This is a genomic window from Escherichia sp. KTE52 (genome assembly GCF_000408325.1).
Lineage (GTDB): Bacteria > Pseudomonadota > Gammaproteobacteria > Enterobacterales > Enterobacteriaceae > Escherichia > Escherichia marmotae.
This window is the reverse complement of sequence record NZ_KE138680.1, coordinates 313,204-338,773: the sequence shown is the minus strand read 5'-3', so window position 1 is coordinate 338,773 and position 25,570 is coordinate 313,204. Positions and strand designations below refer to the sequence as shown.

Genomic DNA, 25,570 nt, shown 5'->3' with positions numbered 1-25,570 from the left:
TTGTTTTTATGCAAGTTGCCGGAGGCGTGCTCCGGCAATGTCTTTTTATTTTTTATCTTCCGGCGTATAGCCTTCGATATGTACCTCTTTACCTTCGAACAGGAAATTGACCATCTCCTGCTCCAGCAGCTTGCGGTGCTCAGCATTCATCATGTTAAGTTTCTTTTCGTTGATCAACATGGTTTGCTTGTGCTGCCACTGCGCCCAGGCTTCTTTGGAAATCTCGTTGTAGATGCGTTTTCCCAGTTCGCCGGGGTATAGCTGAAAATCCTGACCTTCTGCTTCACGCTGCAGGAAAGTACAAAAAATCGTTCTGCTCATAAATTATCCTCTTATCGACTCACGCGCTAAACCGGCGCGCCAGTGCGTAACTGCTGTAACAAACGCTCCACGGGAGCCGCCAGGCCAACTGACGGCGGTTGCGCTAAGTTATACCAGAGCGCATTGCCTTCATCCATGCAACCGGTGAATGACGACACGGGAAGCCACATAGGCACAATATCTAAATGGAAATGGCTGAAGGTATGACGAAACGCGGTGAGTTGCGTCAGGTGACCGGCGTTGATCTGCCGTTGCGCCAGCCATTGCCGCATACTTTCTTCATCAGCAAACTGCGGGAAGCAGTATAAACCGCCCCACAACCCACTTGGCGGACGCTGCGCCAGAAATACTTCATTTTCGTGCTGTAACAGCAGAAAGTAGCCGGTGCGCTCCGGCAGCGTCTGTTTCGGTTTTTTGCCTGGATAAAGTGACCAGCTATCATTGGCCGCGGCAATGCAGCCGTTTTGTAGCGGGCAGAGCGAACACTTTGGCTTCGAGCGCGTGCAGATCATCGCGCCTAAATCCATCATCGCCTGATTAAACCGCTCCACACCGACGGCGGGCGTCACCTGTTCGCTCAAACTCCACAGTTTATTCTCGACCTCTTTTTTCCCTGGCCAGCCGCTTACAGCATAGCAGCGCGCCAGCACGCGTTTGACGTTACCGTCGAGAATCGGAAAGTGCTTACCCAGAGAAAGTGAGAGGATCGCGCCCGCGGTGGAACGCCCGACGCCCGGTAGTGCGGCGATTTCCTCAAAGGTTTCCGGGAATTTTCCGCCGTGTAAGGTGGCAACTTGCTGTGCCGCTTTATGTAGATTGCGCGCGCGGGCGTAATAGCCAAGCCCGGTCCACAAGTGGAGAACTTCATCCAGCGGCGCATTGGCGAGATCGGTCACCGTCGGGAAGCGCGCCATAAAGCGTTCAAAATAGGGGATAACAGTCGCAACCTGAGTTTGTTGCAACATCACTTCTGAGAGCCATACTTTGTAGGGCGTCTTGTCAATTTGCCAGGGCAGGGTTTTCCGCCCGTATTTATCGTACCAGTCCAGAACCTGGGCTGAAAATTGCGACGCTTGCATGGTCACCAAATTCACAGTTGTTGGGGGCAAGATTGCAGCACAGCGACGACAGGGTGTAAACCGGAACTTTCCGCAGCCACGGCCTTATCATGCTTGCATCCGGCAACTAACTTTGGATAATGCCCGTTTTCAGAACACTTTCACAAGCGACTAAATCTTTATGAAAAACGACGTCATCTCACCGGAATTTGATGAAAACGGCCGTCCTCTGCGCCGTATCCGTAGTTTTGTACGCCGCCAGGGGCGACTGACCAAAGGCCAGGAACATGCGCTGGAAAACTACTGGCCGGTGATGGGCGTTGAGTTCAGCGAAGATATGCTGGATTTCCCGACGCTGTTTGGCCGTGAAGCGCCGGTGACGCTTGAGATTGGTTTTGGCATGGGTGCTTCGCTGGTGGCAATGGCGAAAGAGCGTCCGGAGCAGGATTTCCTCGGCATTGAAGTGCATTCGCCGGGCGTTGGCGCTTGCCTGGCTTCCGCGCATGAAGAGGGGCTGAGCAATCTGCGCGTGATGTGTCATGACGCGGTCGAAGTGCTGCATAAAATGATTCCTGACAATTCATTGAGCATGGTTCAGCTCTTTTTCCCTGACCCGTGGCACAAAGCACGTCATAATAAACGCCGTATCGTTCAGGTGCCGTTTGCTGAACTAGTAAAAAGCAAACTGCAACTGGGGGGCGTATTCCATATGGCGACCGACTGGGAACCTTATGCGGAACATATGCTCGAAGTGATGTCTTCCATTGACGGTTATAAAAACCTGTCAGAAAGTAACGATTACGTACCGCGCCCGGAATCACGTCCGGTGACGAAATTTGAACAACGTGGTCATCGTCTTGGTCACGGAGTATGGGACTTAATGTTCGAGAGGGTGAAATAATGGCAAAGAACCGTAGCCGTCGTCTGCGTAAAAAAATGCACATCGACGAATTCCAGGAATTAGGATTCTCGGTGGCATGGCGATTCCCGGAAGGTACATCGGAAGAACAGATTGATAAAACCGTTGATGATTTTATTAACGAGGTTGTCGAACCGAACAAGCTGGCTTTTGACGGCAGCGGTTATCTGGCCTGGGAAGGTCTGATCTGCATGCAGGAAATTGGCAAATGTACCGAAGAACATCAGGCGATTGTGCGTAAGTGGCTGGAAGAGCGCAAACTGGATGAGGTACGCACCAGCGAACTTTTCGACGTTTGGTGGGACTAAGAAAGCATACGGGCGATGACAAACGCAAAACTGCCTGATGCGCTACGCTTATCAGGCCTACAATGGGTATGCAATATATTGAGGTTGCACGATTGAGTAGGCCGGATAAGGCATTTACGCTACATCCGGCATGGACAATGCGCACTTTGTTATCAATCCGGGCCAGCAAATGCTGGCCTGATTTGTTCTTGAGGGAAGATTATGATGCGCAAAATGCTGCTGGCGGCAGCACTTTCAGTAACGGCAATGACTGCTCACGCCGACTACCAGTGCAGCGTCACACCGCGTGACGATGTGATTGTCAGCCCGCAAACCGTACAGGTGAAGGGCGAAAACGGCAATCTGGTGATCACGCCAGACGGCAATGTGATGTACAACGGCAAGCAATATTCTCTGAGTGCCGCCCAGCGCGAGCAGGCGAAGGATTATCAGGCAGAACTGCGCAGCACGTTGCCGTGGATTGATGAAGGGACTAAGAGCCGCGTTGAGAAAGCCCGCGTCGCACTGGATAAAATTATCGTTCAGGAGATGGGTGAAAGCAGTAAAATGCGCAGCCGTCTGACCAAGCTCGATGCGCAGTTGAAAGAACAGATGAATCGCATTATTGAAACGCGCAGCGATGGCCTGACGTTCCACTATAAAGCCATTGATCAGGTTCGCGCCGAAGGCCAGCAACTAGTGAATCAGGCGATGGGTGGAATTTTGCAGGACAGCATTAATGAAATGGGCGCGAAAGCGGTACTGAAAAGCGGCGGTAATCCGTTACAGAATGTGCTGGGAAGCCTGGGCGGTTTGCAATCCTCCATCCAAACCGAGTGGAAAAAGCAGGAAAAAGATTTCCAGCAGTTTGGCAAAGATGTCTGTAGCCGTGTGGTGACCCTGGAAGATAGCCGCAAAGCCCTGGTCGGGAATTTGAAATAATCCTCTATTTTAAGACGGCATAATACTTTTTTATGCCGTTTAATTCTTCGTTTTGTTACCTGCCTCTAACTTTATAGATCTCCAAAATCCATTCACGTTGTAAATTGTTTAACGTCAAATTTCCTATACAAAGCTAAGGGATAATACGTAGCGTTCACGTAACTGGAGGAATGAAATGGAGTTTTTCAGAAAGACGGCACTTGCCGCACTGGTTATGGGTTTTAGTGGTGCAGCATTAGCATTACCGAATATCACCATTTTAGCGACCGGCGGGACGATTGCCGGTGGTGGTGACTCCGCAACCAAATCTAACTACACAGCGGGTAAAGTTGGCGTAGAAAACCTGGTCAATGCGGTGCCGCAATTGAAGGACATTGCGAACGTTAAAGGCGAGCAGGTCGTTAACATCGGCTCCCAGGACATGAATGATAATGTCTGGCTGACACTGGCGAAAAAAATTAATACCGACTGCGATAAAACTGACGGCTTCGTCATTACTCACGGTACAGACACGATGGAAGAAACCGCTTACTTCCTCGATCTGACCGTAAAATGTGATAAGCCAGTAGTGATGGTCGGTGCAATGCGTCCGTCCACCTCCATGAGCGCAGACGGTCCATTCAACCTGTATAACGCGGTAGTGACCGCAGCAGATAAAGCCTCCGCTAACCGTGGCGTGCTGGTAGTGATGAACGACACCGTGCTGGATGGTCGTGACGTGACCAAAACCAACACTACCGATGTAGCGACCTTCAAGTCTGTTAACTTCGGTCCACTGGGTTACATTCACAACGGTAAAATCGACTATCAGCGTACTCCGGCGCGTAAGCACACCAGCGATACGCCGTTTGATGTCTCTAAGCTGAATGAACTGCCGAAAGTTGGTATCGTTTATAACTATGCTAACGCATCCGATCTTCCGGCAAAAGCACTGGTAGATGCGGGCTATGACGGCATCGTTAGCGCCGGTGTGGGTAACGGTAACCTGTATAAAACCGTATTCGACACCCTGGCAACCGCGGCGAAAAACGGCACTGCGGTAGTGCGTTCTTCTCGCGTACCGACGGGCGCAACCACTCAGGATGCCGAAGTGGATGATGCGAAATACGGTTTCGTCGCCTCTGGTACGCTGAACCCGCAAAAAGCGCGCGTTCTGCTGCAACTGGCGCTGACGCAAACTAAAGATCCACAGCAGATCCAGCAGATTTTCAATCAGTACTAATCGCCTCGCCCCGGTATCGTGCCGGGGCTTTCTCACTTCAGACTCACGTCCATTGTCAATCATAATTATCATGATGATAATCACAGGAATAAATTATTCCACACGAGACTTTCACTGTGAAAAAACAATGGATTGTAGGTACGGCGTTGTTTGTGTTGATGTCAGGTTATGGCTGGGCCGATGGTGAACCGCCAACTGAAAATGTCTTAAAAGATCAATTCAAAAAGCAATATCACGGCATTCTCAAACTGGATGCCATCAATTTAAAAAACCTTGATGCGAAGGGGAATCAGGCCACCTGGTCTGCGGAAAGTGATGTCTCTTCTAACGATGATCTCTATACCTGGATCGGTCAGTTGGCAGATTATCAACTTCTGGAACAGACCTGGGTGAAAGATAAACCCGTAAAATTCTCAGCGATGTTAACCAGTAAAGGAACGCCCGCGTCTGGCTGGACGGTGAATTTTTACTCTTTTCAGGCAGCAGCCAGCGATAGTGGGCGGTTTGTTGATGATATCAAAACGAATAATAAGTACCTGATTGTGAATAGCGAAGATTTCAATTATCGCTTTAGTCAGCTTGAGTCAGCGCTGAATGTGCAGATGAATTCGATTTCGGGGCTGGAAAAGGAAGTGAAAGAGCTTGATAAGCAAATGGTTGCGGCACAGAAAGCGGCGAATGCTTATTGGGGAAAAGGGGCAGATGGCAAGCAAATGACTCGTGAAGACGCTTTTAAAAAAATACACCAGCAACGGGATGCGTTTAATAAACAGAATGATAGCGAGGTGTTCGCGGCTAAATATGACAAAGAGGTCTATCAACCGGCGATTGCGGCATGTCATAAACAGAGTGAAGAGTGTTATGAAGTGCCGATTCAGCAGAAACGGGATTTTGATATCAACGAGCAGCGGCGACAGACTTTTCTGCAATCACAAAAACTCAGCCGTAAATTGCAGGATGACTGGATAAAGCTTGAAAAAGGGCAATATCCGTTAACGATGAAAGTTTCGGAAATAAACAGTAAAAAAGTCGCGATTTTGATGAAGATTGACGATATCAACCAGGCTAATGAACGCTGGAAAAAAGATACCGAACAACTGCGGCGTAATGGGGTGATTAAGTGATTTTTGCGATGATGCATGGCTTGTAGCCGGATGTGACGTTTACGCCGCATCCGGCAGAACAAGTTTACTCGGCCAGAAACAGTTCCAGCAGTGAATTTAAAAACAACTTCCCATGTTCCGTTATCTGCCAGTAATCCGCACATTCGGTGAGATAACCCTGAGCGATAGCCTCGTCTAACTGAGAGCGAATCACTTCTTCGCAAAGGCCGGTATACTGGCTAAACTCCACGCGTGGCGCGGCCTCCAGCAAACGGAAGCGATTCATAAAGAACTCGAACGGCTTATCAGCGGCTTCTACATCACGCTGGCTTTCCAGATAACGCCCCTGCATAAAACCACGCGGGTGACGCGTTTTGGTGGTGCGCAGAATGCGCCCGTCCGGGAAGGTCACTTTGCCATGCGCGCCGCAGCCGATGCCGAGGTAGTCACCAAATCGCCAGTAGTTGAGATTGTGTTGGCATTGATAACCCGGTTTGGCGTAAGCGGAGGTTTCATATTGCTGATAACCCGCTGCGGTTAATAACTGATGCCCCTGTTCGAAAATATCCCACAGTGCGTCGTCGTCCGGTAGCACCGGTGGCCGCGAACCAAACAACGTATTGGGTTCGATGGTCAACTGATACCAGGAAAGATGCGGCGGATTCAGTTCAATGGCCTGTCGCAGATCGCCAAGCGCCTCTTCCAGTGATTGATCAGGCAACCCGTGCATCAAATCAAGGTTAAAACTACGCAGCCCCAGCCCGCTTGCCAGATTCGCTGCCCGTTTCGCTTCTTGCGGGCCATGAATGCGTCCAAGTCGTTTCAGCTTTTCTTCGCTAAAACTCTGCACACCAATGGAGATGCGGTTCACACCGGCACGCTGATAATCAACAAAGCGATCGGCTTCTACCGTACCAGGATTCGCTTCCATAGTAATTTCTGCATCCGCTGCCAGCGGCAAACGCGCACGCACGCCGTCCAGCAGCGTTTGCATCGCCGGGCCAGAAAGCAGGCTCGGCGTACCACCGCCAATAAATATTGTCTGCACTTCACGACCCTGAGCATAAGCCACATCATTGTCCAGATCGTTAAGCAGATGCTGAACATAATCGTCGTGCGGCACTTCTCCTTTCAACGCGTGAGAGTTGAAATCGCAGTACGGGCATTTCTGCACACACCACGGGATGTGAATGTAGAGACTGAGCGGCGGTAACTTAACCATTACGTAGCGCGTCCAGCAGCAGTTTCAACGCCTGACCACGGTGGGAAATGGCACTCTTCTCTTCGCGAGTCAGTTCGGCAGCGGTTTTGCCTTCAGAAGGCACGAAGAAAATCGGATCATAACCAAAGCCACCAGTACCAGCAGGTTCACGGGTAATCACGCCAGGCCAGCAACCGTGGCACACCAGCGGAGTCGGATCTTCCGCATGACGCAGATACACCAGCACGCAGTGGAAACGTGCCTGGCGTTGGTCGTCCGGTACGTCTTTCAGGGTTTCCAGCAGTTTTTGCAGATTCTTTTGATCGGTTGCGTCTTCACCGGAATAACGAGCGGAGTAAATACCCGGCGCTCCGCCAAGCGCATCAACCGCCAGACCGGAATCGTCGGCAATCGCCGGTAAACCGGTCGCTTTGGCCGCGTGGCGCGCTTTCAGGATCGCGTTTTCGATAAAGGTCAGGCCGGTCTCTTCGGCGGAATCGACGCCAAGTTCCGTTTGGGCCACGATATCAAGACCGAAGTCGCTAAGCAGCGACGCCAGCTCACGCACTTTACCGGCATTGCCGGTTGCGAGGACAACTTTTTGCATAGGATACCTAATTAATTAACGCCGCGATTTCTGGCGGGATTTGTTGCGGATTAATGATTTTAATTTGTTTGTGGCGGCCAAGTTCGCCTTTTTCAATCACCACCTGGCTTTTCGCGACCCGGAACTGCTTACCGAGAAACTTCACCAGATGGTTGTTGGCCTGGCCGTCGACCGGCGGTGCGGTAATGGCGACTTTTACTTCGTCGCCATGTAAACCGACAATAGAATCACGGCTGGCTTTCGGCTGGATATAAAGCCGTAATACCAGACCGTCATCGTTTACTGTTACGGCACTCATAACGCCATCCACAGCCCCGGCAGCAGCATGTTTCCGGTTGCCTGTAATACTTCTGCGACACCCATATTGATGACATACAGCAGCAGTACGAGGATCATTGGTGAGAAATCAATCCCTCCCATTGCCGGTAGCAGGCGGCGAATCGGACGCAGTAGCGGATCGGCAAGCTGGATCAGCACATATTCAATTGGGCTGCGACCCTGACTTACCCAGCTCATTATCGCCATCACCAGCAGTACCCAGAAGATCAGCAGACCGATAGTTTTCAGCAGAATCAGCAAACCGGCAATCCAGATGATCGGCAGGAAGGTTACGACTTTGAACAGGACGATGGCTTTGATGAAACTCAAAATGTACGCCACCAGCAGTGAGGCGCTGTCAATCGGCCCCATTGCCGGAATAACGCGGCGCAGTGGCCCGATAATCGGCTGCGTCACCTTCACCACAAACTGTGAGAAGGGGTTATAAAAATCACAATGAGCCCACTGCATCCAGATGCGTAATAACAGCACCATGGTATACAGCTCAATGACCGTTGAAAGCAGGAAAGTCAACGTATTCATGGCGTTCCTTTAATTCCTTATTTTTTAGAGTAATCACGTGCACCAAAGATAGCAGTGCCGATGCGAACCATCGTGCTACCTGCCGCAATGGCGGCTTCCATATCATCTGACATCCCCAGAGAGAGGGTGTCGACATGCGGGTAGCGCGTTTTCAGTCCGGCAAATGCTACAGCCATTTGGCGTGCAACTTCAAACTGCCTTACATATTCTGACTCTGGTGCGGGGATCGCCATTAGCCCGCGCAGGCGTAAACGCGGTAGTTCTGCGACCGCTGCTGCCAGCTCGTCCAGCTCTGCCAGTTGAATGCCTGACTTACTGTTTTCATCGCTAATGTTGATTTGAATCAGTACGTTAAGAGGGGGAAGTTCTGCCGGACGCTGATCGTTAAGACGGGTGGCGATACGCAAACGGTCGATGGTATGACACCAGTCGAAATGCTCTGCCACCAGGCGGCTTTTATTAGACTGCAACGGGCCAATAAAATGCCACTCTAATCCTGTTACGCCCAGTTCCTGAAAGTGGCGAATTTTATCTACCCCTTCCTGAACATAGTTTTCACCAAATTGACGCTGCCCGGCGTCGATGGCTTCTGCGATGGCGCTCGCAGGTTTTGTTTTACTGACTGCAAGCAGCGTAATTTCTTCTGGAGAACGGCCGCAACGCGTTGCAGCCGTTGAGATTTTGTCCCGAACCTGTGCCAGGTTATGCGCAATATCGTTCATTTTCCGAGGATCTTAGTATGAATATGGAAGAAATTGTGACCCTTAGTGTAAAGCATAACGTCTCGGATCTACACCTGTGCAGCGCCTGGCCAGCACGATGGCGCATTCGAGGGAGAATGGAGGTCGCGCCGTTTGACGCGCCAGACGTCGAAGAGTTGTTGCGGGAGTGGCTGGATGACGATCAACGGGCGATATTGCTTGAGAATGGCCAGCTTGATTTTGCGGTATCGCTGGCTGAAAACCAGCGGCTACGAGGCAGTGCGTTTGCGCAGCGGCAAGGCATTTCTCTGGCGTTACGGTTGTTACCTGCGCATTGCCCGCAGCTCGAACAACTTGGCGCGCCGCCGGTATTGCCGGAATTACTCAATAGCGAGAATGGCCTGATTCTGGTGACGGGAGCGACGGGGAGCGGCAAATCGACCACACTGGCGGCGATGGTTGGTTATCTCAATCAACATGCCGATGCGCATATTCTGACGCTGGAAGATCCTGTTGAATATCTCTATGCCAGCCAGCGATGCTTGATCCAGCAGCGAGAGATTGGTTTGCACTGTATGACGTTTGCATCGGGATTACGTGCGGCATTGCGGGAAGATCCCGATGTGATATTGCTCGGAGAGCTGCGTGATAGCGAGACAATCCGTCTGGCGCTGACGGCGGCAGAAACCGGGCATCTGGTGCTGGCAACCTTACATACGCGCGGTGCAGCGCAGGCGGTCGAGCGGCTGGTAGATTCATTTCCGGCACAGGAAAAAGATCCCGTGCGTAATCAACTGGCCGGTAGTTTGCGGGCGGTGTTGTCACAAAAGCTGGAAGTGGATAAGCAGGAAGGGCGCGTGGCGCTGTTTGAATTGTTGATTAACACGCCAGCGGTGGGGAATTTGATACGCGAAGGGAAAACCCACCAGTTGCCACATGTTATTCAAACCGGGCAGCAGGTGGGGATGTTAACTTTTCAGCAGAGTTATCAGCAGCGGGTGAAAGAAGGGCGCTTGTGAGGCTAAAGCGGCTGATTAGCATCGTAAATATGCCTGATGCGACGCTGACGCGTTTTATCAGACCTACAATCGTTGCCAAATGTAGGCCGGATAAGGCGTTTACGCCGCATCCGGCAAGACGGGCGATGACGCTATCTACAATTTGCCAGGCTTGCAAATCGCCTTAATATCCCTGCTCAAAATAACTTTCGAGAATGATAACCGCAGAGGCAGAGTCGACTTTGCCTTTGTTGAGCGCCCGATAACCGCCCTGTTCAAACAGGCCGGAACGCGCTTCCACGGTGCTAAGACGTTCGTCATGTAGCTTTACTTCAACACCGAAACGACCATGAATACGGTTGGCGAATTTACGCGCCCGGGCGGTTAGCGGTTGTTCGGTGCCGTCCATGTTCAGCGGCAAACCGACGATGATTTCGTCTGGCTGCCACTCTTTCAACAAACGCTCGATAATATTCCAGTCCGGCGTACCGTCCTGCGCTTTAATCGCAGGCAAAGGGCGAGCGGTGCCAGTAATGCGTTGACCAACCGCTACGCCAATGCTTTTGGTGCCGAAGTCGAAGGCAAGTAAAGTCCCGCTCATCAGGCGTGTCCCGCCACATCAGGCATGGTAAGAATATCAACACCAATCAGCCTTGCCGCATCGCGCCAGCGGTCGGCTATCGGTGTTTTGAACAGAATATTCAGATCTGCCGGAGCGGTTAGCCAGGCGTTGTCGAGAATTTCTTGTTCCAGTTGGCCTTTATCCCAGGAGGAGTAACCCAACGCAACCATCACGTCAGAGGGTTGTTTATCGGTGCCGAGCGTTTCCAGCACATCACGGGAAGTGGTCATCACCGTGTTGTCTGAAATGCGAATACTGGAAGTAAAATTTGATGGTGGAGTATGCAAAATAAACCCACGATCTTCAGCCAGTGGGCCACCGAGCATAACAGGCTTGTCCAGACGGATTGACTCATCACGCGGCTCCGGCGTGATCTTTAATTTTTCCAGAATCCCTTCAATTTTAAGATTTTCCAGAGGCTTGTTAATGATAATCCCCATTGCACCCTCTGGATTATGTTCGCAAATGTAGACCACCGAACGACGGAAAATCGGATCCTGGAGAGCAGGCATGGCAATAAGAAAGTGATGCTGTAAATTCATTGTCAGAGGTTCTGTTTCCTGGTTCAAAAAAGCAACAGCGCCCAGTATGCGTGGAAAGACGGGCGCTGTCACTCATAGTCTCAACGAGATCCCTCTCGTTAAGCTGGGTTATCGTTGCTGTAAACGTGCTTCGATGGCATCCATTAGCATTCCGGTGATCGAGACCGGAAACTCTGCTTCAATCTCACGAATACAGGTTGGGCTGGTGACGTTAATTTCAGTCAGGCGGTCTCCGATAATATCCAGGCCAACAAAAATTAGCCCTTTTTCTTTCAGCGTCGGCCCTACCTGGCGGGCGATTTTCCAGTCACTTTCAGTTAGCGGACGAGGTTCGCCGCGACCACCGGCAGCCAGATTGCCACGGGTTTCGCCACCCTGCGGAATACGCGCCAGGCAGTACGGTACGGGCTCGCCATCCACTACCAGAACGCGTTTGTCGCCATCTTTAATGGCAGGCAGGTAATTTTGCGCCATGCAGTAGCGAGTACCGTGCTCAGTCAGGGTTTCGGCAATCACGCCGAGGTTCGGATCGCCTTCTTTCACGCGGAAAATCGACGCGCCACCCATGCCGTCCAGCGGTTTAAGGATAATGTCAGTGTGCTTTTCCCAGAACGCTTTCAACTGTGCTTTATTACGCGTGACCAGCGTTTCTGGTGTTAAGTCAGAGAACCAGGCGGTAAACAGTTTTTCGTTACAGTCGCGCAGGCTCTGTGGCTTGTTAACGATCAACGTTCCTTTCTCTTCAGCACGTTCCAGAATATAAGTGGCGTAGATAAACTCGGTATCAAACGGCGGATCTTTACGCATCAGGATCACGTCGAGATCGGCCAGTTGCAGATCCTGCTCACCCGTGAACTCGTACCATTTATCGTAGTTCTGTTCGACGCTCAAAGTACGGGTACGAGCGCGAGCCTCACCATTGATCAAATAGAGATCGCCCATCTCCATATAGTGAAGTTCGTAACCACGACGTTGTGCTTCCAGCAACATAGCGAAACTGGAATCTTTCTTGATGTTGATGCTTGCGATGGGGTCCATCACGATGCCGAGCTTGATCATTATTTTTCTCCGTTAGCCCAGATCACCAAAACGTACTTGTAGCGCAGTTATGGCGGTGAGCGCAGTTGTCTCTGTACGCAAAACGCGAGGTCCCAGCAGGATATCAGTAAATTGATAGCGGGCAGTCATGGCAATTTCATCTGCTGATAATCCGCCTTCCGGGCCAATCAGCAGGCGGATGCGTTCGACCGGCAACGGCAGCGTGTTAATGCTGTTACTGGCGCGCGGGTGAAGATTCAGTTTCAGTCCTTCATCTTGCTCTGCACACCAGGCTTCCAGATCCATTGCAGGACGGATCTCCGGCACCCGGTTACGACCACACTGCTCGCAGGCGGCAATCGCAATTTTCTGCCACTGCTGGAGCTTCTTGTTCAGACGTTCGCTATCCAGTTTAACGCCGCAGCGTTCAGAAAAAAGTGGCGTAATGAGGCTTACTCCAAGTTCGATCGATTTCTGGATAGTGAATTCCATTTTTTCACCGCGTGACATTACCTGACCGAGATGAATATGCAGAGGCGATTCACGATCGTCGAGCTGACCTTCCAGCACGTTAACTTCCACGCTTTTTTTGCTGGCGCTGGTAATCTCTGCGTCAAAGACCTGGTTGCTACCGTCAAATAACTGTAACGCCTGACCAGGCCCCATACGCAGTACACGGCCGATATGGTTAGCGGCATCTTCGCAAAGAGCAATGTGCGAGTTGCTGATTAATGGTTCAGGATGATAAATGCGGGGGATACGCATGGTTAAAAATCCGCGTCGTCTCCCCACGCAGTTGCCTGCGTGGGGTAGGGGTTTAACAAAAAGAATCCCGCTAGTGTAGGTTAGCTCTTTTGCGCCTGGCAAGCGCGTTGCACATACGGGTTATGATTGCCTTGCACCTTTGCAATGCGTTCGTCGCGCTCACACTCCCAATCGGTGACCGGATACATCTTGTTCCAGGCGTTAAACAGTTGCGTTTGCTGGCGTGAGAGTGTCAGGTTGTACTGGTCACGCATATAGAAATAAGTTCTGGCAATGATGCCTCGCGTATGAGCTGGTGGTTCCGCCACTTTTTCTTTGAAATCCACCTTCATGGCGCACTGTCCATACTGACCCTCGCCACCATTCCACTGACTGTACATAAAGTTGCCGCGATCGCCGTTCACTTCGCCTATCGAGGGCTGCAGGTTATGCATATCGCTTTCCATTTTGCGATAAACCGGATCTTTGGCGCAGTTTTTACGTCCGCCGTCTTGCCAGCATTGACGCTGGTGGCCGAACTGCCAGGCGGGAACCACGTGTTCCCACTCCACACGACTGGCGCGATTTTCATTTTTGCGTACCTGATATCCGCATGACTCCAGATCCACAACGCCTTTTTTACCCTGCCAGTTGATTTTACAGCCGCAGTAAAATGTTCCCGGTGCGTCAGCATAGACTTTTACTGCCGCATTTTTCGCCTGGGAAAAACTATTGATGCCTTCGGCCAATACCTGGCCGGAAAATGCTGCGCTCAGTATCACCGCAGCAACAGACAAATAACGGTACATCATTTACTCCGTGTTAAAACGAGCCAGCAACGTAGCGAAAGTTGTTTTACTATGCAATCAGCCAGATCAGGAAAGTTCCTGATAGTTCAGATGGTTATTTCGCAACCAGTTGTTCGCCGCAATGAACGCAGCGATAGACGGCCTCTCCACGCACCACACGGTTATGGCGGCGCACGGTAAGCTGATGCTCCTGGCATTTACAGCGGTAGGGGAAGGTGTTGCGGCGTACGGATTGTAGCTCAAATTGATGCGTGCGGCGGGCGGGAACACCCAGCACACTTTCCATCATCCATTTCCACTCTTTGCCATGCGGTGCCACGCGACCAAAGTGTTTCCACACCAGTAAATGCGCCAGCTCGTGCGGTACGACTTCTTCTATAAAAGTTTCGCTGTTTTCCATCAACAGCACCGGATTGAGACGAATTTCATAGCTGTCCAGCCAGGCAGTACCGGCGGATGTACCACGCTGGGTGTAAGCGATTTTTGGCTCCGGGTAATTACGCTCCAGCTTCAGGTTGGCCTGGGCGAGTTTTTCCCGCAGACGACGCATAACGGCCTGTTGGATGGCGATAGGGAGACGGGGCGTTTTCATAGCGGCTGAGGATAAAGCGAAGAAAAGATGACTGCAAGAGGTGGCTTCCTCCGCGACGGGAGGAAGCCAGAGACGATTAATCGTGAGCGCCGATTTCGCGCAGTTTACGACCCTTCATCAGATTACGTTCAATGTGTTCCAGCGAAACGTGTTTGGTTTCCGGTACCAGCCACAATGTCAGCAGGATAAACAACACGTTCAGAGCCGCATACACCCAGAAGGTGTTGGCGTTGCCCAGCGTGTTGAGCATAGTCAGGAACGTTGCGCCGACGATCATGTTGGCAATCCAGTTGGTGGCGGTGGAGCAGGTGATGCCAAAATCGCGGCCTTTCAGCGGCTGAATTTCAGAACACAGTACCCAAATCAACGGACCTGCGCTCATGGCAAAACCGACAATAAACATCAGCAGCATGGCAATGGCAAAATACTGCGCCGACGGTGAGTGGATACCGATATGCATCATCGTACCCAGTATGCCCATGCCAGCAGCCATTACCATGAAGCCCAGCGTCAGCGTCGGTTTCCGTCCCCAGCGGTCAACCAGACCAATAGCGATAAAGGTGGCGAGTACGTTGGTCAGACCAACGATCACTGTCCCCCACATTTGCTCGGTAGTATTGGTATAACCCGCCAGTTCGAAGATTTTGGGCGCGTAATACATGATGACGTTCATCCCGGTGAATTGCTGCATCACCTGTAACAGCACGCCAAGGAATACCGCACGACGGAAGTTGCTGTTTTCTTTAAACAGTGCCCAACCGCTCTGTTTGACCTGCAAACTTTCACGGATTTCATCCAGTTCGCGTTTCGCTTCCGCGCTGGTGTCGCGCAGGCGCAGCAGCACGCGTTCGGCATCAACAAAACGGCGTTTGGCGGCAAACCAACGTGGGCTGTCTGGCAGGAAGAAAACACCAATCAGTAGCAGAATTGCCGGGATGATAATCACACCCAGCATCCAGCGCCATGCGCCGGTGTAGCTGAAGGCGGTATCAGAAAGATAAGCGCCGAGAATGCCGATGGTAATCATCAACTGATACATCGAGATCATACTGCCACGAATTTTCTCTGGCGCAATTTCGGAGAGGTATAGTGGCGCGGTATAGGAAGCAACACCCACCGCCAGACCCAGCAGAACGCGAGAAAGAATCAGTACTTCAACGTTTGGCGCTGCGGCTGAGAACAGCGAACCAGCAACAAACAGAATAGCGCCGATCATCAGGCTCTTTTTACGTCCGAGTTTAAAAGAGAGCCAGCCGCTACCCACCGCACCGACTGCCGCACCAAACATCATGGAGCTTACGACCCATTCTTGCGTGTGCGAGGTAATCTGGAATTCATCTGCAATAAACGGCAGTGCGCCAGCAATTACACCGATATCCAGGCCAAAGAGTAATCCCGCCAGAGCGGCAAGGAAGCAGACGAAAAACGTCATTGCCTTGTTTGACCGCCCCTGTTTTTTAGCGTCAGGCATGATGCCCTCCAATATGTTATTTTTTATTGTGAATTAAGATAGGTGAGTACGACGCAAAAAGATGTGAAGCATGTCACATCAGTGTAATCGCTTACACTAACATTTATAGTGGTTATAATTTAAGTACATGAAAACAATTGAGTTATAACATCATAGATTAAGCGAAGTTATCTGCAATTAAGACTTTGCTGAAAAGAAATGTAACAATCATGAAAACTGAATAATATGATGAAAATATTATAAATACTGGGTTGATGTGGTTGGTGTAATCGGTTTCAGTTGTTGTGATGAACTACGGATAAACGTGTTCAGCAACGGAATGTTGCTATCGTGTGGGCGGCTTTTGCCGGATGCGGCGTGAACGTTTTAGCCAGCCTACATGTAGCAATGGTTGTAGGCCTGGTAAGCGTAGCGCATCGGGCATTTTTTAGAAAAGAAAAAGGCCAGTGCGAGGCTGGCCTTAGAAAGCGGGGATGAAAGATTATTTCAGACCGGCGGCATCGCGCAGTAGCTGCGCTTTGTCGGTTTTTTCCCACGGGAAATGCTCGCGACCAAAGTGACCATATGCAGCGGTATCTTTATAGATTGGGTGCAGCAGATCCAGCATCTTAATCAGACCGTATGGACGCAGGTCGAAGAACTCGCGCACCAGCAGGGTCAGTTGTTCAGTAGGGACTTTCTCAGTACCGAAAGTTTCTACCATGATGGAAGTCGGTTCAGCCACGCCGATCGCGTAGGAAACCTGAATTTCACAACGGTCAGCCAGACCCGCTGCCACGATGTTTTTCGCAACATAGCGTGCTGCGTAAGCTGCGGAACGGTCCACTTTGGATGGATCTTTACCAGAAAACGCGCCGCCACCGTGACGAGCCATGCCGCCGTAGGTATCAACGATAATTTTACGCCCCGTCAGACCGCAGTCACCCATCGGGCCGCCGATAACAAAACGTCCGGTCGGGTTGATGAAGAATTTGGTTGCGGAAGTCAGCCATTCTGCTGGCAGGATCGGCTTAATGATCTCTTCCATTACCGCTTCTTGCAGGGATTTCTGATCGATATCTTCAGAGTGCTGGGTGGAAAGCACTACTGCATCGATGCCAACGATTTTGCCGTCGTCATACTGGAAAGTAACCTGGCTTTTTGCGTCCGGGCGCAGCCACGGCAGAGTGCCGTTTTTACGCACTTCAGCCTGACGTTGTACCAGACGGTGTGCATAGGTGATTGGCGCTGGCATCAGCACATCGGTTTCGTTGGTGGCATAGCCAAACATCAGACCCTGGTCGCCAGCGCCTTGTTCCAGCGGATCAGCACGATCAACGCCCTGGTTAATGTCAGGGGACTGTTTGCCGATAGCGCTCAGAACCGCACAAGAGTTAGCGTCAAAGCCCATGTCGGAATGCACATAGCCAATTTCGCGAACGGTGTTACGGGTGATCTCTTCAATGTCCACCCAGGCGCTGGTGGTGATTTCACCGCCAACTAAAACCATGCCGGTTTTTACGTAGGTTTCGCAAGCAACACGTGCTTTCGGATCCTGTTCGAGGATCGCATCTAAAACGGCATCAGAGATTTGGTCAGCAATTTTGTCAGGATGCCCTTCAGAGACGGACTCGGACGTAAAAAGGTGTTTTGCCATATTTAATATCACCTAAAGAGAATTTAGTTAGCTCAAACTGTTGTGTGAATTTTCTGTGGTAGTGGCTCCTTCCACGACTCTGCAGGTTAAAAACACTGGCAGTCTGAGTGTTAATCAGTATGGATGGATTAACATCTGGATGGCTATTTTAGGTCAAGACGTCATCCGATTTCCACTTTTTTTTGAAGCGTATCTCATTCCGTTAAAAACGTAGCTGGAAATTTTTCCTGACAATGCTGGCATTCTGTGTATTTATCTTTTGCAATTTTCTGCCATTGTGGGGTATAAAACGCGGCGCGCGGCTTAAATAAAAAGCACACGACGTTCCTTTCGTGTTGCCACTTCCAGCCGGGTTGAAATCAGTGTTTTAGCTTGTTGGTTCGTCTTCGCAGGCGGCCGTGGAGGTGATACGAAATAATGAATCGTTGTCTGCTGCTTAATCTGTCGCACCGTTCTGGTGTAGATTCGTTCCCCGCACTCTGCATCTCTGCATTGCATACCTGCCGATGTTATACCCATCTCGGCGCTTCTCAGGATTCAAGAGCTGGCAACAGTTACTGATGACTGAACAAGGGCGCTCTTGTAAATACAAGAGTTTTCTCGTGGTTTCGCCGGACTGTCACACTTACGTTCGGTTATGTGCTTAATAATGTTATGAAAAAGAAACCGGTTGCGCAGTCGGAGCGTCAGCATACGCTGCTGGAAAATCCGTGTGCTTATGGGTTGTTATCGCAGTTTCAGGCTGCGATAGTGGTTAACTGTTTTACACTTAATAAAATAATTTGAGGTTCGCTATGTCTGACGACATGTCTATGAGTTTGCCTTCGTCAGCGGGCGAACACGGTGTACTACGCTCCATGCAGGAGGTTGCAATGAGCTCCCAGGAAGCCAGCAAGATGCTGCGTACTTACAATATTGCCTGGTGGGGCAATAACTACTATGACGTTAACGAGCTGGGTCACATTAGCGTGTGCCCTGACCCGGACGTCCCGGAAGCTCGCGTTGATCTCGCGCAGTTAGTGAAGACCCGCGAAGCGCAGGGCCAGCGCCTGCCTGCACTGTTCTGCTTTCCGCAGATCCTGCAGCACCGTTTGCGTTCTATTAACGCCGCGTTTAAACGTGCGCGGGAATCCTATGGCTATAACGGTGACTACTTCCTCGTTTACCCGATCAAGGTTAACCAGCACCGCCGCGTGATTGAGTCCCTGATTCATTCTGGTGAACCGCTGGGGCTGGAAGCAGGTTCAAAAGCTGAGTTGATGGCGGTGCTGGCGCATGCTGGCATGACCCGCAGCGTCATCGTCTGTAACGGCTATAAAGACCGCGAATATATCCGCCTGGCGCTGATTGGCGAGAAGATGGGCCATAAGGTTTATCTGGTTATCGAGAAGATGTCTGAAATCGCCATTGTGCTGGATGAAGCGGAACGTCTGAACGTGATCCCTCGTCTTGGCGTACGTGCGCGTCTGGCCTCGCAGGGGTCTGGTAAATGGCAGTCTTCCGGTGGTGAAAAATCGAAGTTCGGTCTGGCGGCAACCCAGGTACTGCAACTGGTTGAGACACTGCGTGAAGCCGGACGTCTCGATAGCCTGCAACTGCTGCACTTCCACCTCGGTTCGCAGATGGCGAATATTCGCGATATCGCGACAGGCGTTCGTGAATCTGCGCGCTTCTATGTTGAGCTGCATAAGCTGGGCGTCAACATTCAGTGCTTTGACGTTGGCGGTGGTCTGGGCGTGGATTATGAAGGCACCCGTTCGCAATCCGATTGTTCGGTGAACTACGGCCTCAATGAATACGCTAATAACATTATCTGGGCAATTGGCGATGCCTGTGAAGAGAATGGTCTGCCACATCCGACGGTGATCACCGAATCGGGTCGTGCGGTGACTGCGCATCACACTGTGCTGGTTTCCAATATTATCGGTGTGGAACGTAACGAATACACCGTTCCAACCGCACCAGCAGAGGATGCGCCGCGCGCACTGCAAAGCATGTGGGAAACCTGGCAGGAGATGCACGAACCGGGAACTCGCCGCTCTCTGCGTGAATGGCTGCATGATAGCCAGATGGATCTGCACGATATCCATATTGGTTATTCTTCTGGCACTTACAATCTGCAAGAACGTGCATGGGCAGAACAGCTCTATTTGAGCATGTGTCATGAAGTGCAGAAGCAACTGGATCCGCAAAACCGCGCCCATCGCCCGATTATCGACGAATTACAGGAGCGTATGGCGGACAAAATGTACGTCAACTTCTCGCTATTCCAGTCGATGCCGGATGCATGGGGTATCGACCAGTTGTTCCCGGTTCTGCCGCTGGAAGGGCTGGATCAAGTGCCGGAACGCCGCGCTGTGCTGCTGGATATCACCTGTGACTCTGATGGAGCCATCGACCACTATATCGATGGTGACGGCATTGCTACGACAATGCCAATGCCGGAGTACGATCCGGAGAATCCGCCGATGCTCGGTTTCTTTATGGTCGGTGCCTATCAGGAGATCCTCGGCAACATGCACAATCTGTTTGGTGATACCGAAGCGGTTGACGTGTTCGTCTTCCCTGACGGCAGCGTAGAAGTGGAGCTGTCTGACGAGGGCGATACCGTTGCGGATATGCTGCAATATGTGCAGCTCGATCCAAAAACGTTGTTAACCCAGTTCCGTGACCAGGTGAAGAAAACCGATCTTGATGCCGAACTGCAACAACAGTTCCTTGAAGAGTTCGAGGCAGGTTTGTACGGTTATACCTACCTTGAAGATGAATAATTAAGATTATTCTGCTGGCGGGCCGATTTAATTGATTAATTCGGCCCGCTTTTTATTTATATATTCTTAAAAATAATCTGGTTACTTTCCTTCTAATATAATCTCCCTACAATCGCTGCATTAATTAAATGCAGAGGGATCGGTTATGAAAAAATGGAAAGTACGCGTTGCGCTGGTGGGATTGTTCGTACTGCTTGCTGGTTGTTCCAGTAATGCGCAGTATAATAGTAGTGCATCTGGCAATGTCGGCACTGCCTGGGGCGGGGATGTGCACTCAACGGTTCAAGGCGTATCTGCTGAACGCGCCTGGCGCGATCCGGCAGAGATGATCGTTATTAGTTATTCGACTAACATTCCTTCCGGATACGACCGCGTTTATAGCATTCGGATTAACGAACTGGAATATGCTATTCGCGATGCTAATTTTAATTCGCTTCCTATTACTCGGGTATATGATTCATCGAATAATAAACCTCGATATATTGTTCATGCCAGAGTGGGAATGAATTATCAATTATATGTTCGTAACTATAGCCGTAACACTAACTATGAGATCGTTGCCACAGTTGATGGGCTGGATGTTCTGAACGGCAAGCAAGGTTCGCTGAATAACAATGGCTATATTGTGAATGCCGGTGATTCGTTAGCGATTAAAGGTTTCCGTAAAGATAAACATACCGAAGCTGCTTTTCAGTTTGCCAACGTTGCTGATTCCTACGCCGCCAATTCGGCGCAAGGCGATGTACGTAACACAGGGGTGATTGGTTTTGCCGCTTTTGAATTACAAGGCTCAGCGAAAAATGCGCTACCGCCGTGCTCTGGACAAGCCTTTCCGGCAGACAACAATGGCTATGCGCCACCACCGTGTCGTAAATAGCAACCCCGCTTGATGCTTCACCCATTTAGGGCGATAATTAGCACAAACTTGTGTTTCGCAAATCCAACCCTTCCTCGTCGGGCCTAACGACGCGGAAGGGTTTTTTTATATCGACTTTGTAAAAGGAGTCCATCCATGAGCACCTTAGGTCATCAATACGATAACTCACTGGTTTCCAACGCCTTTGGTTTTTTACGCCTGCCGATGAACTTCCAGCCGTATGACAGCGATGCTGACTGGGTAATTACCGGCGTGCCGTTCGATATGGCTACTTCTGGTCGTGCGGGGGGGCGTCACGGTCCGGCAGCTATTCGCCAGGTTTCGACTAATCTGGCCTGGGAACACAACCGCTTCCCGTGGAATTTCGACATGCGTGAACGTCTGAATGTCGTCGACTGTGGTGATCTGGTATATGCCTTCGGTGATGCCCGTGAAATGAGCGAGAAACTGCAGGCGCACGCTGAGAAGCTGCTGGCTGCCGGTAAGCGTATGCTCTCCTTCGGTGGTGACCACTTTGTTACGCTGCCGCTGCTGCGTGCTCATGCTAAACATTTTGGCAAAATGGCGCTGGTACACTTTGACGCCCACACCGATACCTACGCGAACGGTTGTGAGTTTGACCACGGCACTATGTTTTATACCGCGCCGAAAGAAGGTCTGATTGACCCGAATCATTCCGTGCAAATTGGTATTCGTACTGAGTTCGATAAAGACAACGGCTTTACCGTGCTGGACGCCTGCCAGGTGAACGATCGCAGCGTGGATGACGTTATCGCCCAGGTGAAGCAGATTGTTGGTGATATGCCGGTCTACCTGACTTTTGATATCGATTGCCTGGATCCTGCGTTTGCGCCGGGAACGGGTACGCCGGTAATTGGCGGCCTGACCTCCGATCGCGCCATTAAACTGGTACGCGGCCTGAAAGATCTCAACATCGTTGGGATGGACGTAGTGGAAGTGGCTCCGGCATACGATCAGTCGGAAATCACTGCTCTGGCAGCGGCAACGCTGGCGCTGGAGATGCTGTATATTCAGGCAGCGAAAAAGGGCGAGTAAGCGCCGGATGTGATGCCATCCGTAGGCCGGATAAGATGCGCCAGCATCGCATCCGGCGATGTGCTCTGGCCATATATGTCAGATGCGGCCTAAACGCCTTATCTGACCTACGTTCGGCACCACCAGGTCTTACTTAACCCCATCAGCGCTCATACGGTCGCGAATATGCTGGGCGCGCTCCGCGGATGCTGGATGGTCGTCAAACATTGAGCTTTGACGGCCTTCTTCCAGCTTCGCCAGTTTTTCAAAGCTGGTGGCAAGGCCTGCCGGACTGATGCCGCGTTGGCGCAGCAAGTCATAGGAGTAATCGTCCGCCTCAGCTTCCTGACGCTGGGAGAATTGCGAATTGACTAATTTCTCGCCCAGATCGCCTAGTTGTGATTGAGATAAACTACCGACAATCCCGCCCGCCGATGCCGCAGCTACTCGCACTGCGTTTGTTCCAAGCGCGACCTGCATCCCTTTCTTCACATGGCCTAACGCCACGTGTCCCATTTCGTGACCGATCACCGCTTCGACTTCGTTATCAGTCATCATATCCATCAGTCCGCTATAAACACGGATGCAGCCGTTGGCCATCGCAAAGGCGTTCACATCCTTTGCCATATACACTTTGTAATTTACCGGTTGACCGTTGATATTGTTGCCCAGCGCGTTGGCAATAGTGGCCAGACGTTTAGCATATTCGCTACTGGCTGGCGCAATCGTCGCCTTACTGTCCATCTCCTGACATGCCTGATCGCTCAGGGCTTTGACCTGCGCATCACTCAGAGTGTAAGCCTGAAAAGCTTCCGCTCCTGATGAGAGCAGCCCACTGGAGTCCATATTCTGGCAACCGGTCAATACCGTTGCCACGCTCATTGCTATCAATAAGGCGCGAATTTTCATGTTTTCTCTTCCGCACAAAGTCAGGATTATTCTAAAAATGCGCCGTTTGCAGGTGAATCGACGCTCAGTCTAAGTATAAGGAAAAGCGCAGCGGACGGGCGAGCAGATTGCGCAACATGCGAGCATGATCCAGAGATTTCTGAACCGGCAAAAGGATGTTCCATGTACATGACGCGTGGCTTGCGGTAAATTGTTGGCAAATTTTCCGGCGTAGCCCAAAACGCGCTGTCGTCAAGTCGTTAAGGGCGTGCCCTTCATCATCCGATCTGGAGTCAAAATGTCCTCACGTAAAGAGCTTGCCAATGCTATTCGTGCGCTGAGCATGGACGCAGTACAGAAAGCCAAATCCGGTCACCCGGGCGCCCCGATGGGTATGGCTGACATTGCCGAAGTCCTGTGGCGTGATTTCCTGAAACACAACCCGCAGAATCCGTCCTGGGCTGACCGTGACCGCTTCGTGCTGTCCAACGGCCACGGCTCCATGCTGATCTACAGCCTGCTGCACCTCACTGGTTATGATCTGCCAATGGAAGAGCTGAAGAACTTCCGTCAGTTGCACTCCAAAACTCCGGGCCACCCGGAAGTGGGGTACACCGCAGGTGTAGAAACCACCACCGGTCCGTTGGGTCAGGGTATTGCTAACGCAGTCGGTATGGCGATTGCAGAAAAAACGCTGGCGGCGCAGTTTAACCGTCCAGGTCACGACATTGTCGACCACTACACCTACGCCTTCATGGGCGACGGCTGCATGATGGAAGGCATTTCCCACGAGGTTTGCTCTCTGGCGGGTACGCTGAAGCTGGGTAAACTGATTGCGTTCTACGATGACAACGGTATCTCTATCGATGGCCATGTTGAAGGCTGGTTCACCGATGACACTGCAATGCGTTTCGAAGCTTACGGCTGGCACGTAATCCGCGGTATTGACGGTCACGACGCTGCCGCTATTAAACGCGCAGTAGAAGAAGCGCGTGCAGTGACTGACAAACCGTCTCTGCTGATGTGCAAGACTATCATTGGTTTCGGTTCCCCGAACAAAGCCGGTACGCATGACTCCCACGGCGCGCCGCTGGGCGATGCGGAAATTGCACTGACTCGTGAGCAGCTAGGCTGGAAATACGCGCCGTTCGAAATCCCGTCTGAAATCTATGCTCAGTGGGATGCGAAAGAAGCCGGTCAGGCGAAAGAGTCTGCATGGAACGAGAAGTTTGCGGCTTACGCGAAAGCTTACCCGCAAGAAGCGGCTGAATTTACCCGTCGTATGAAAGGTGAAATGCCGTCTGACTTCGACGTGAAAGCGAAAGAGTTCATTGCTAAACTGCAGGCTAATCCGGCTAAAATTGCCAGCCGTAAAGCGTCTCAGAATGCCATCGAAGCATTCGGTCCGCTGTTGCCGGAATTCCTTGGCGGCTCCGCTGACCTGGCTCCGTCTAACCTGACCCTGTGGTCTGGCTCTAAGGCAATCAACGAAGATGCTGCTGGTAACTACATCCATTATGGTGTTCGCGAATTTGGTATGACCGCGATTGCCAACGGTATCTCCCTGCACGGTGGCTTCCTGCCGTACACCTCCACCTTCCTGATGTTCGTGGAATACGCACGTAACGCTGTACGTATGGCTGCACTGATGAAACAGCGTCAGGTGATGGTTTATACCCACGACTCCATCGGTCTGGGCGAAGACGGCCCGACTCACCAGCCGGTTGAGCAGGTTGCTTCTCTGCGCGTGACCCCGAACATGTCTACATGGCGTCCGTGTGACCAGGTTGAATCCGCCGTTGCGTGGAAATATGGCGTTGAGCGTCAGGACGGCCCGACCGCGCTGATCCTCTCCCGTCAGAACCTGGCGCAGCAGGAACGTACGGAAGAGCAACTGGCAAACATCGCGCGCGGTGGTTACGTGCTGAAAGATTGTGCCGGTCAACCGGAACTGATCTTCATCGCCACCGGTTCTGAAGTCGAGCTGGCGGTTGCAGCATACGAAAAACTGACTGCTGAAGGCGTGAAAGCGCGCGTAGTTTCCATGCCGTCTACCGACGTGTTCGACAAACAGGACGCGGCTTACCGTGAATCCGTACTGCCGAAAGCCGTCACCGCACGCGTTGCAGTGGAAGCAGGTATTGCTGACTACTGGTACAAGTATGTTGGCCTGAACGGTGCTATCGTCGGTATGACCACCTTTGGTGAATCTGCTCCGGCAGAGCAACTGTTCGAAGAGTTCGGCTTCACCGTTGAAAACGTGGTAGCGAAAGCGAAAGAACTGCTGTAATTAACACTATGGTGTGTGAAGAGCCGCAAATGCGG

General features: G+C 51.4%; 28 protein-coding genes and 1 pseudogene. 13 read left to right on the top strand and 16 right to left on the bottom strand.

Going from position 1 to position 25,570, the window contains the following annotated elements:
* Positions 1 to 45 precede the first annotated feature (45 nt).
* On the bottom strand, positions 46 to 321 hold the full coding sequence (locus A1SC_RS09980; protein ID WP_000091700.1) for an oxidative damage protection protein: 276 nt from the start codon (positions 319 to 321) through the stop codon (positions 46 to 48).
* A 26-nt stretch (positions 322 to 347) separates the two neighbouring features.
* Entirely contained in the window at positions 348 to 1,400 is a 1,053-nt protein-coding gene (gene mutY, locus A1SC_RS09985) for an A/G-specific adenine glycosylase (protein WP_001517060.1), read from the bottom strand.
* Positions 1,401 to 1,560: 160 nt separating this feature from the next.
* Between mutY and trmB the strand changes: the two genes are divergently transcribed.
* The 5 genes from trmB (at position 1,561) to A1SC_RS10010 (ending at position 5,873) form a co-directional block, all read left to right on the top strand.
* Positions 1,561 to 2,280, top strand: coding sequence for a tRNA (guanosine(46)-N7)-methyltransferase TrmB (trmB, locus tag A1SC_RS09990; protein ID WP_000786922.1), 720 nt, complete (start codon positions 1,561 to 1,563; stop codon positions 2,278 to 2,280).
* Positions 2,280 to 2,606, top strand: coding sequence for a YggL family protein (locus A1SC_RS09995; protein ID WP_001107572.1), 327 nt, complete (start codon positions 2,280 to 2,282; stop codon positions 2,604 to 2,606). The genes trmB and A1SC_RS09995 overlap by 1 nt, the downstream gene beginning before the upstream one ends.
* A gap of 201 nt (positions 2,607 to 2,807) precedes the next feature.
* Positions 2,808 to 3,527: a YggN family protein gene (locus A1SC_RS10000; protein WP_000984801.1), complete on the top strand. Its 720-nt coding sequence runs from the start codon at positions 2,808 to 2,810 to the stop codon at positions 3,525 to 3,527.
* Positions 3,528 to 3,702: 175 nt separating this feature from the next.
* Positions 3,703 to 4,749, top strand: a complete 1,047-nt coding sequence (gene ansB, locus A1SC_RS10005) for an L-asparaginase 2 (protein WP_000394192.1) — start codon at positions 3,703 to 3,705, stop codon at positions 4,747 to 4,749.
* Positions 4,750 to 4,865: 116 nt separating this feature from the next.
* Positions 4,866 to 5,873: a DUF1202 family protein gene (locus A1SC_RS10010; protein ID WP_016262526.1), complete on the top strand. Its 1,008-nt coding sequence runs from the start codon at positions 4,866 to 4,868 to the stop codon at positions 5,871 to 5,873.
* A gap of 64 nt (positions 5,874 to 5,937) precedes the next feature.
* Here the strand turns inward: A1SC_RS10010 and hemW are convergent, their stop codons facing one another.
* The 5 genes from hemW to yggS are packed head-to-tail and all read right to left on the bottom strand — an operon-like array spanning position 5,938 to position 9,243.
* The gene (hemW, locus tag A1SC_RS10015) at positions 5,938 to 7,074 is read right to left on the bottom strand and encodes a radical SAM family heme chaperone HemW (protein WP_000239972.1); all 1,137 of its coding nucleotides are present in this window, start codon (positions 7,072 to 7,074) and stop codon (positions 5,938 to 5,940) included.
* Positions 7,067 to 7,660, bottom strand: a complete 594-nt coding sequence (locus tag A1SC_RS10020) for an XTP/dITP diphosphatase (RefSeq protein WP_001174757.1) — start codon at positions 7,658 to 7,660, stop codon at positions 7,067 to 7,069. The genes hemW and A1SC_RS10020 overlap by 8 nt, the downstream gene beginning before the upstream one ends.
* Before the next feature lie 7 nt (positions 7,661 to 7,667).
* Entirely contained in the window at positions 7,668 to 7,958 is a 291-nt protein-coding gene (gene yggU / locus A1SC_RS10025; protein WP_001277217.1) for a DUF167 family protein YggU, read from the bottom strand.
* A complete protein-coding gene (gene yggT, locus A1SC_RS10030; RefSeq protein WP_001094831.1) occupies positions 7,955 to 8,521 on the bottom strand; it encodes an osmotic shock tolerance protein YggT in 567 nt (188 codons plus the stop codon). The genes yggU and yggT overlap by 4 nt, the downstream gene beginning before the upstream one ends.
* Positions 8,522 to 8,538: 17 nt before the next feature.
* On the bottom strand, positions 8,539 to 9,243 hold the full coding sequence (yggS, locus tag A1SC_RS10035; protein WP_016262525.1) for a pyridoxal phosphate homeostasis protein: 705 nt from the start codon (positions 9,241 to 9,243) through the stop codon (positions 8,539 to 8,541).
* Between the two features lie 17 nt (positions 9,244 to 9,260).
* Between yggS and A1SC_RS10040 the strand changes: the two genes are divergently transcribed.
* Positions 9,261 to 10,241: a PilT/PilU family type 4a pilus ATPase gene (locus tag A1SC_RS10040; RefSeq protein WP_001517057.1), complete on the top strand. Its 981-nt coding sequence runs from the start codon at positions 9,261 to 9,263 to the stop codon at positions 10,239 to 10,241.
* A gap of 163 nt (positions 10,242 to 10,404) precedes the next feature.
* Here A1SC_RS10040 and ruvX read toward each other — a convergent pair whose 3' ends face one another.
* The 8 genes from ruvX to metK form a co-directional block, all read right to left on the bottom strand.
* A complete protein-coding gene (gene ruvX / locus A1SC_RS10045) occupies positions 10,405 to 10,821 on the bottom strand; it encodes a Holliday junction resolvase RuvX (protein WP_000017106.1) in 417 nt (138 codons plus the stop codon).
* Positions 10,821 to 11,384: a YqgE/AlgH family protein gene (locus A1SC_RS10050; protein WP_010378695.1), complete on the bottom strand. Its 564-nt coding sequence runs from the start codon at positions 11,382 to 11,384 to the stop codon at positions 10,821 to 10,823. Before A1SC_RS10050 ends, ruvX begins: the two co-directional genes overlap by 1 nt.
* 108 nt (positions 11,385 to 11,492) lie before the next feature.
* Positions 11,493 to 12,443: a glutathione synthase gene (gshB, locus tag A1SC_RS10055; RefSeq protein WP_000593301.1), complete on the bottom strand. Its 951-nt coding sequence runs from the start codon at positions 12,441 to 12,443 to the stop codon at positions 11,493 to 11,495.
* 12 nt (positions 12,444 to 12,455) lie between these two features.
* The gene (rsmE, locus tag A1SC_RS10060) at positions 12,456 to 13,187 is read right to left on the bottom strand and encodes a 16S rRNA (uracil(1498)-N(3))-methyltransferase (protein WP_001517055.1); all 732 of its coding nucleotides are present in this window, start codon (positions 13,185 to 13,187) and stop codon (positions 12,456 to 12,458) included.
* An 80-nt stretch (positions 13,188 to 13,267) separates the two neighbouring features.
* Positions 13,268 to 13,975 (bottom strand): deoxyribonuclease I, encoded by a 708-nt coding sequence (gene endA / locus A1SC_RS10065; protein WP_000286521.1) that lies wholly within the window; start codon positions 13,973 to 13,975, stop codon positions 13,268 to 13,270.
* 94 nt (positions 13,976 to 14,069) lie between these two features.
* Complete coding sequence (locus A1SC_RS10070; RefSeq protein WP_032141455.1) at positions 14,070 to 14,567, bottom strand: SprT family zinc-dependent metalloprotease; 498 nt, start codon at positions 14,565 to 14,567, stop codon at positions 14,070 to 14,072.
* A gap of 76 nt (positions 14,568 to 14,643) precedes the next feature.
* A complete protein-coding gene (galP, locus tag A1SC_RS10075; protein ID WP_001517053.1) occupies positions 14,644 to 16,038 on the bottom strand; it encodes a galactose/proton symporter in 1,395 nt (464 codons plus the stop codon).
* A gap of 481 nt (positions 16,039 to 16,519) precedes the next feature.
* Positions 16,520 to 17,674 carry a methionine adenosyltransferase gene (metK, locus tag A1SC_RS10080; protein WP_001062125.1) on the bottom strand — a complete coding sequence of 385 codons (1,155 nt, stop codon included), beginning with the start codon at positions 17,672 to 17,674 and terminating at the stop codon, positions 16,520 to 16,522.
* Between the two features lie 55 nt (positions 17,675 to 17,729).
* On the opposite strand from metK, the pseudogene A1SC_RS26050 reads away from it, so the two are divergent.
* The 6 genes and pseudogenes from A1SC_RS26050 to speB all read left to right on the top strand — a co-directional run bounded on the left by A1SC_RS26050 (position 17,730) and on the right by speB (position 22,378).
* Positions 17,730 to 17,981 (top strand): annotated as a pseudogene (locus A1SC_RS26050) (hypothetical protein).
* Positions 17,982 to 18,091: 110 nt separating this feature from the next.
* Positions 18,092 to 18,235, top strand: coding sequence for a protein YqgG (gene yqgG / locus A1SC_RS26045; protein ID WP_269446598.1), 144 nt, complete (start codon positions 18,092 to 18,094; stop codon positions 18,233 to 18,235).
* A gap of 93 nt (positions 18,236 to 18,328) precedes the next feature.
* Positions 18,329 to 18,460 (top strand): acid stress response protein YqgB, encoded by a 132-nt coding sequence (gene yqgB / locus A1SC_RS0122040; protein ID WP_001338822.1) that lies wholly within the window; start codon positions 18,329 to 18,331, stop codon positions 18,458 to 18,460.
* Between the two features lie 8 nt (positions 18,461 to 18,468).
* Positions 18,469 to 20,445 (top strand): biosynthetic arginine decarboxylase, encoded by a 1,977-nt coding sequence (gene speA / locus A1SC_RS10085; protein ID WP_016249181.1) that lies wholly within the window; start codon positions 18,469 to 18,471, stop codon positions 20,443 to 20,445.
* A gap of 145 nt (positions 20,446 to 20,590) precedes the next feature.
* On the top strand, positions 20,591 to 21,322 hold the full coding sequence (locus tag A1SC_RS10090) for a hypothetical protein (RefSeq protein ID WP_000758927.1): 732 nt from the start codon (positions 20,591 to 20,593) through the stop codon (positions 21,320 to 21,322).
* Between the two features lie 135 nt (positions 21,323 to 21,457).
* Positions 21,458 to 22,378: an agmatinase gene (speB, locus tag A1SC_RS10095; RefSeq protein ID WP_000105566.1), complete on the top strand. Its 921-nt coding sequence runs from the start codon at positions 21,458 to 21,460 to the stop codon at positions 22,376 to 22,378.
* A gap of 129 nt (positions 22,379 to 22,507) precedes the next feature.
* Here the strand turns inward: speB and loiP are convergent, their stop codons facing one another.
* Positions 22,508 to 23,266 (bottom strand): metalloprotease LoiP, encoded by a 759-nt coding sequence (gene loiP / locus A1SC_RS10100; RefSeq protein WP_000701822.1) that lies wholly within the window; start codon positions 23,264 to 23,266, stop codon positions 22,508 to 22,510.
* A 277-nt stretch (positions 23,267 to 23,543) separates the two neighbouring features.
* Between loiP and tkt the strand changes: the two genes are divergently transcribed.
* Entirely contained in the window at positions 23,544 to 25,535 is a 1,992-nt protein-coding gene (tkt, locus tag A1SC_RS10105) for a transketolase (RefSeq protein ID WP_016262523.1), read from the top strand.
* Positions 25,536 to 25,570 lie beyond the last annotated feature (35 nt).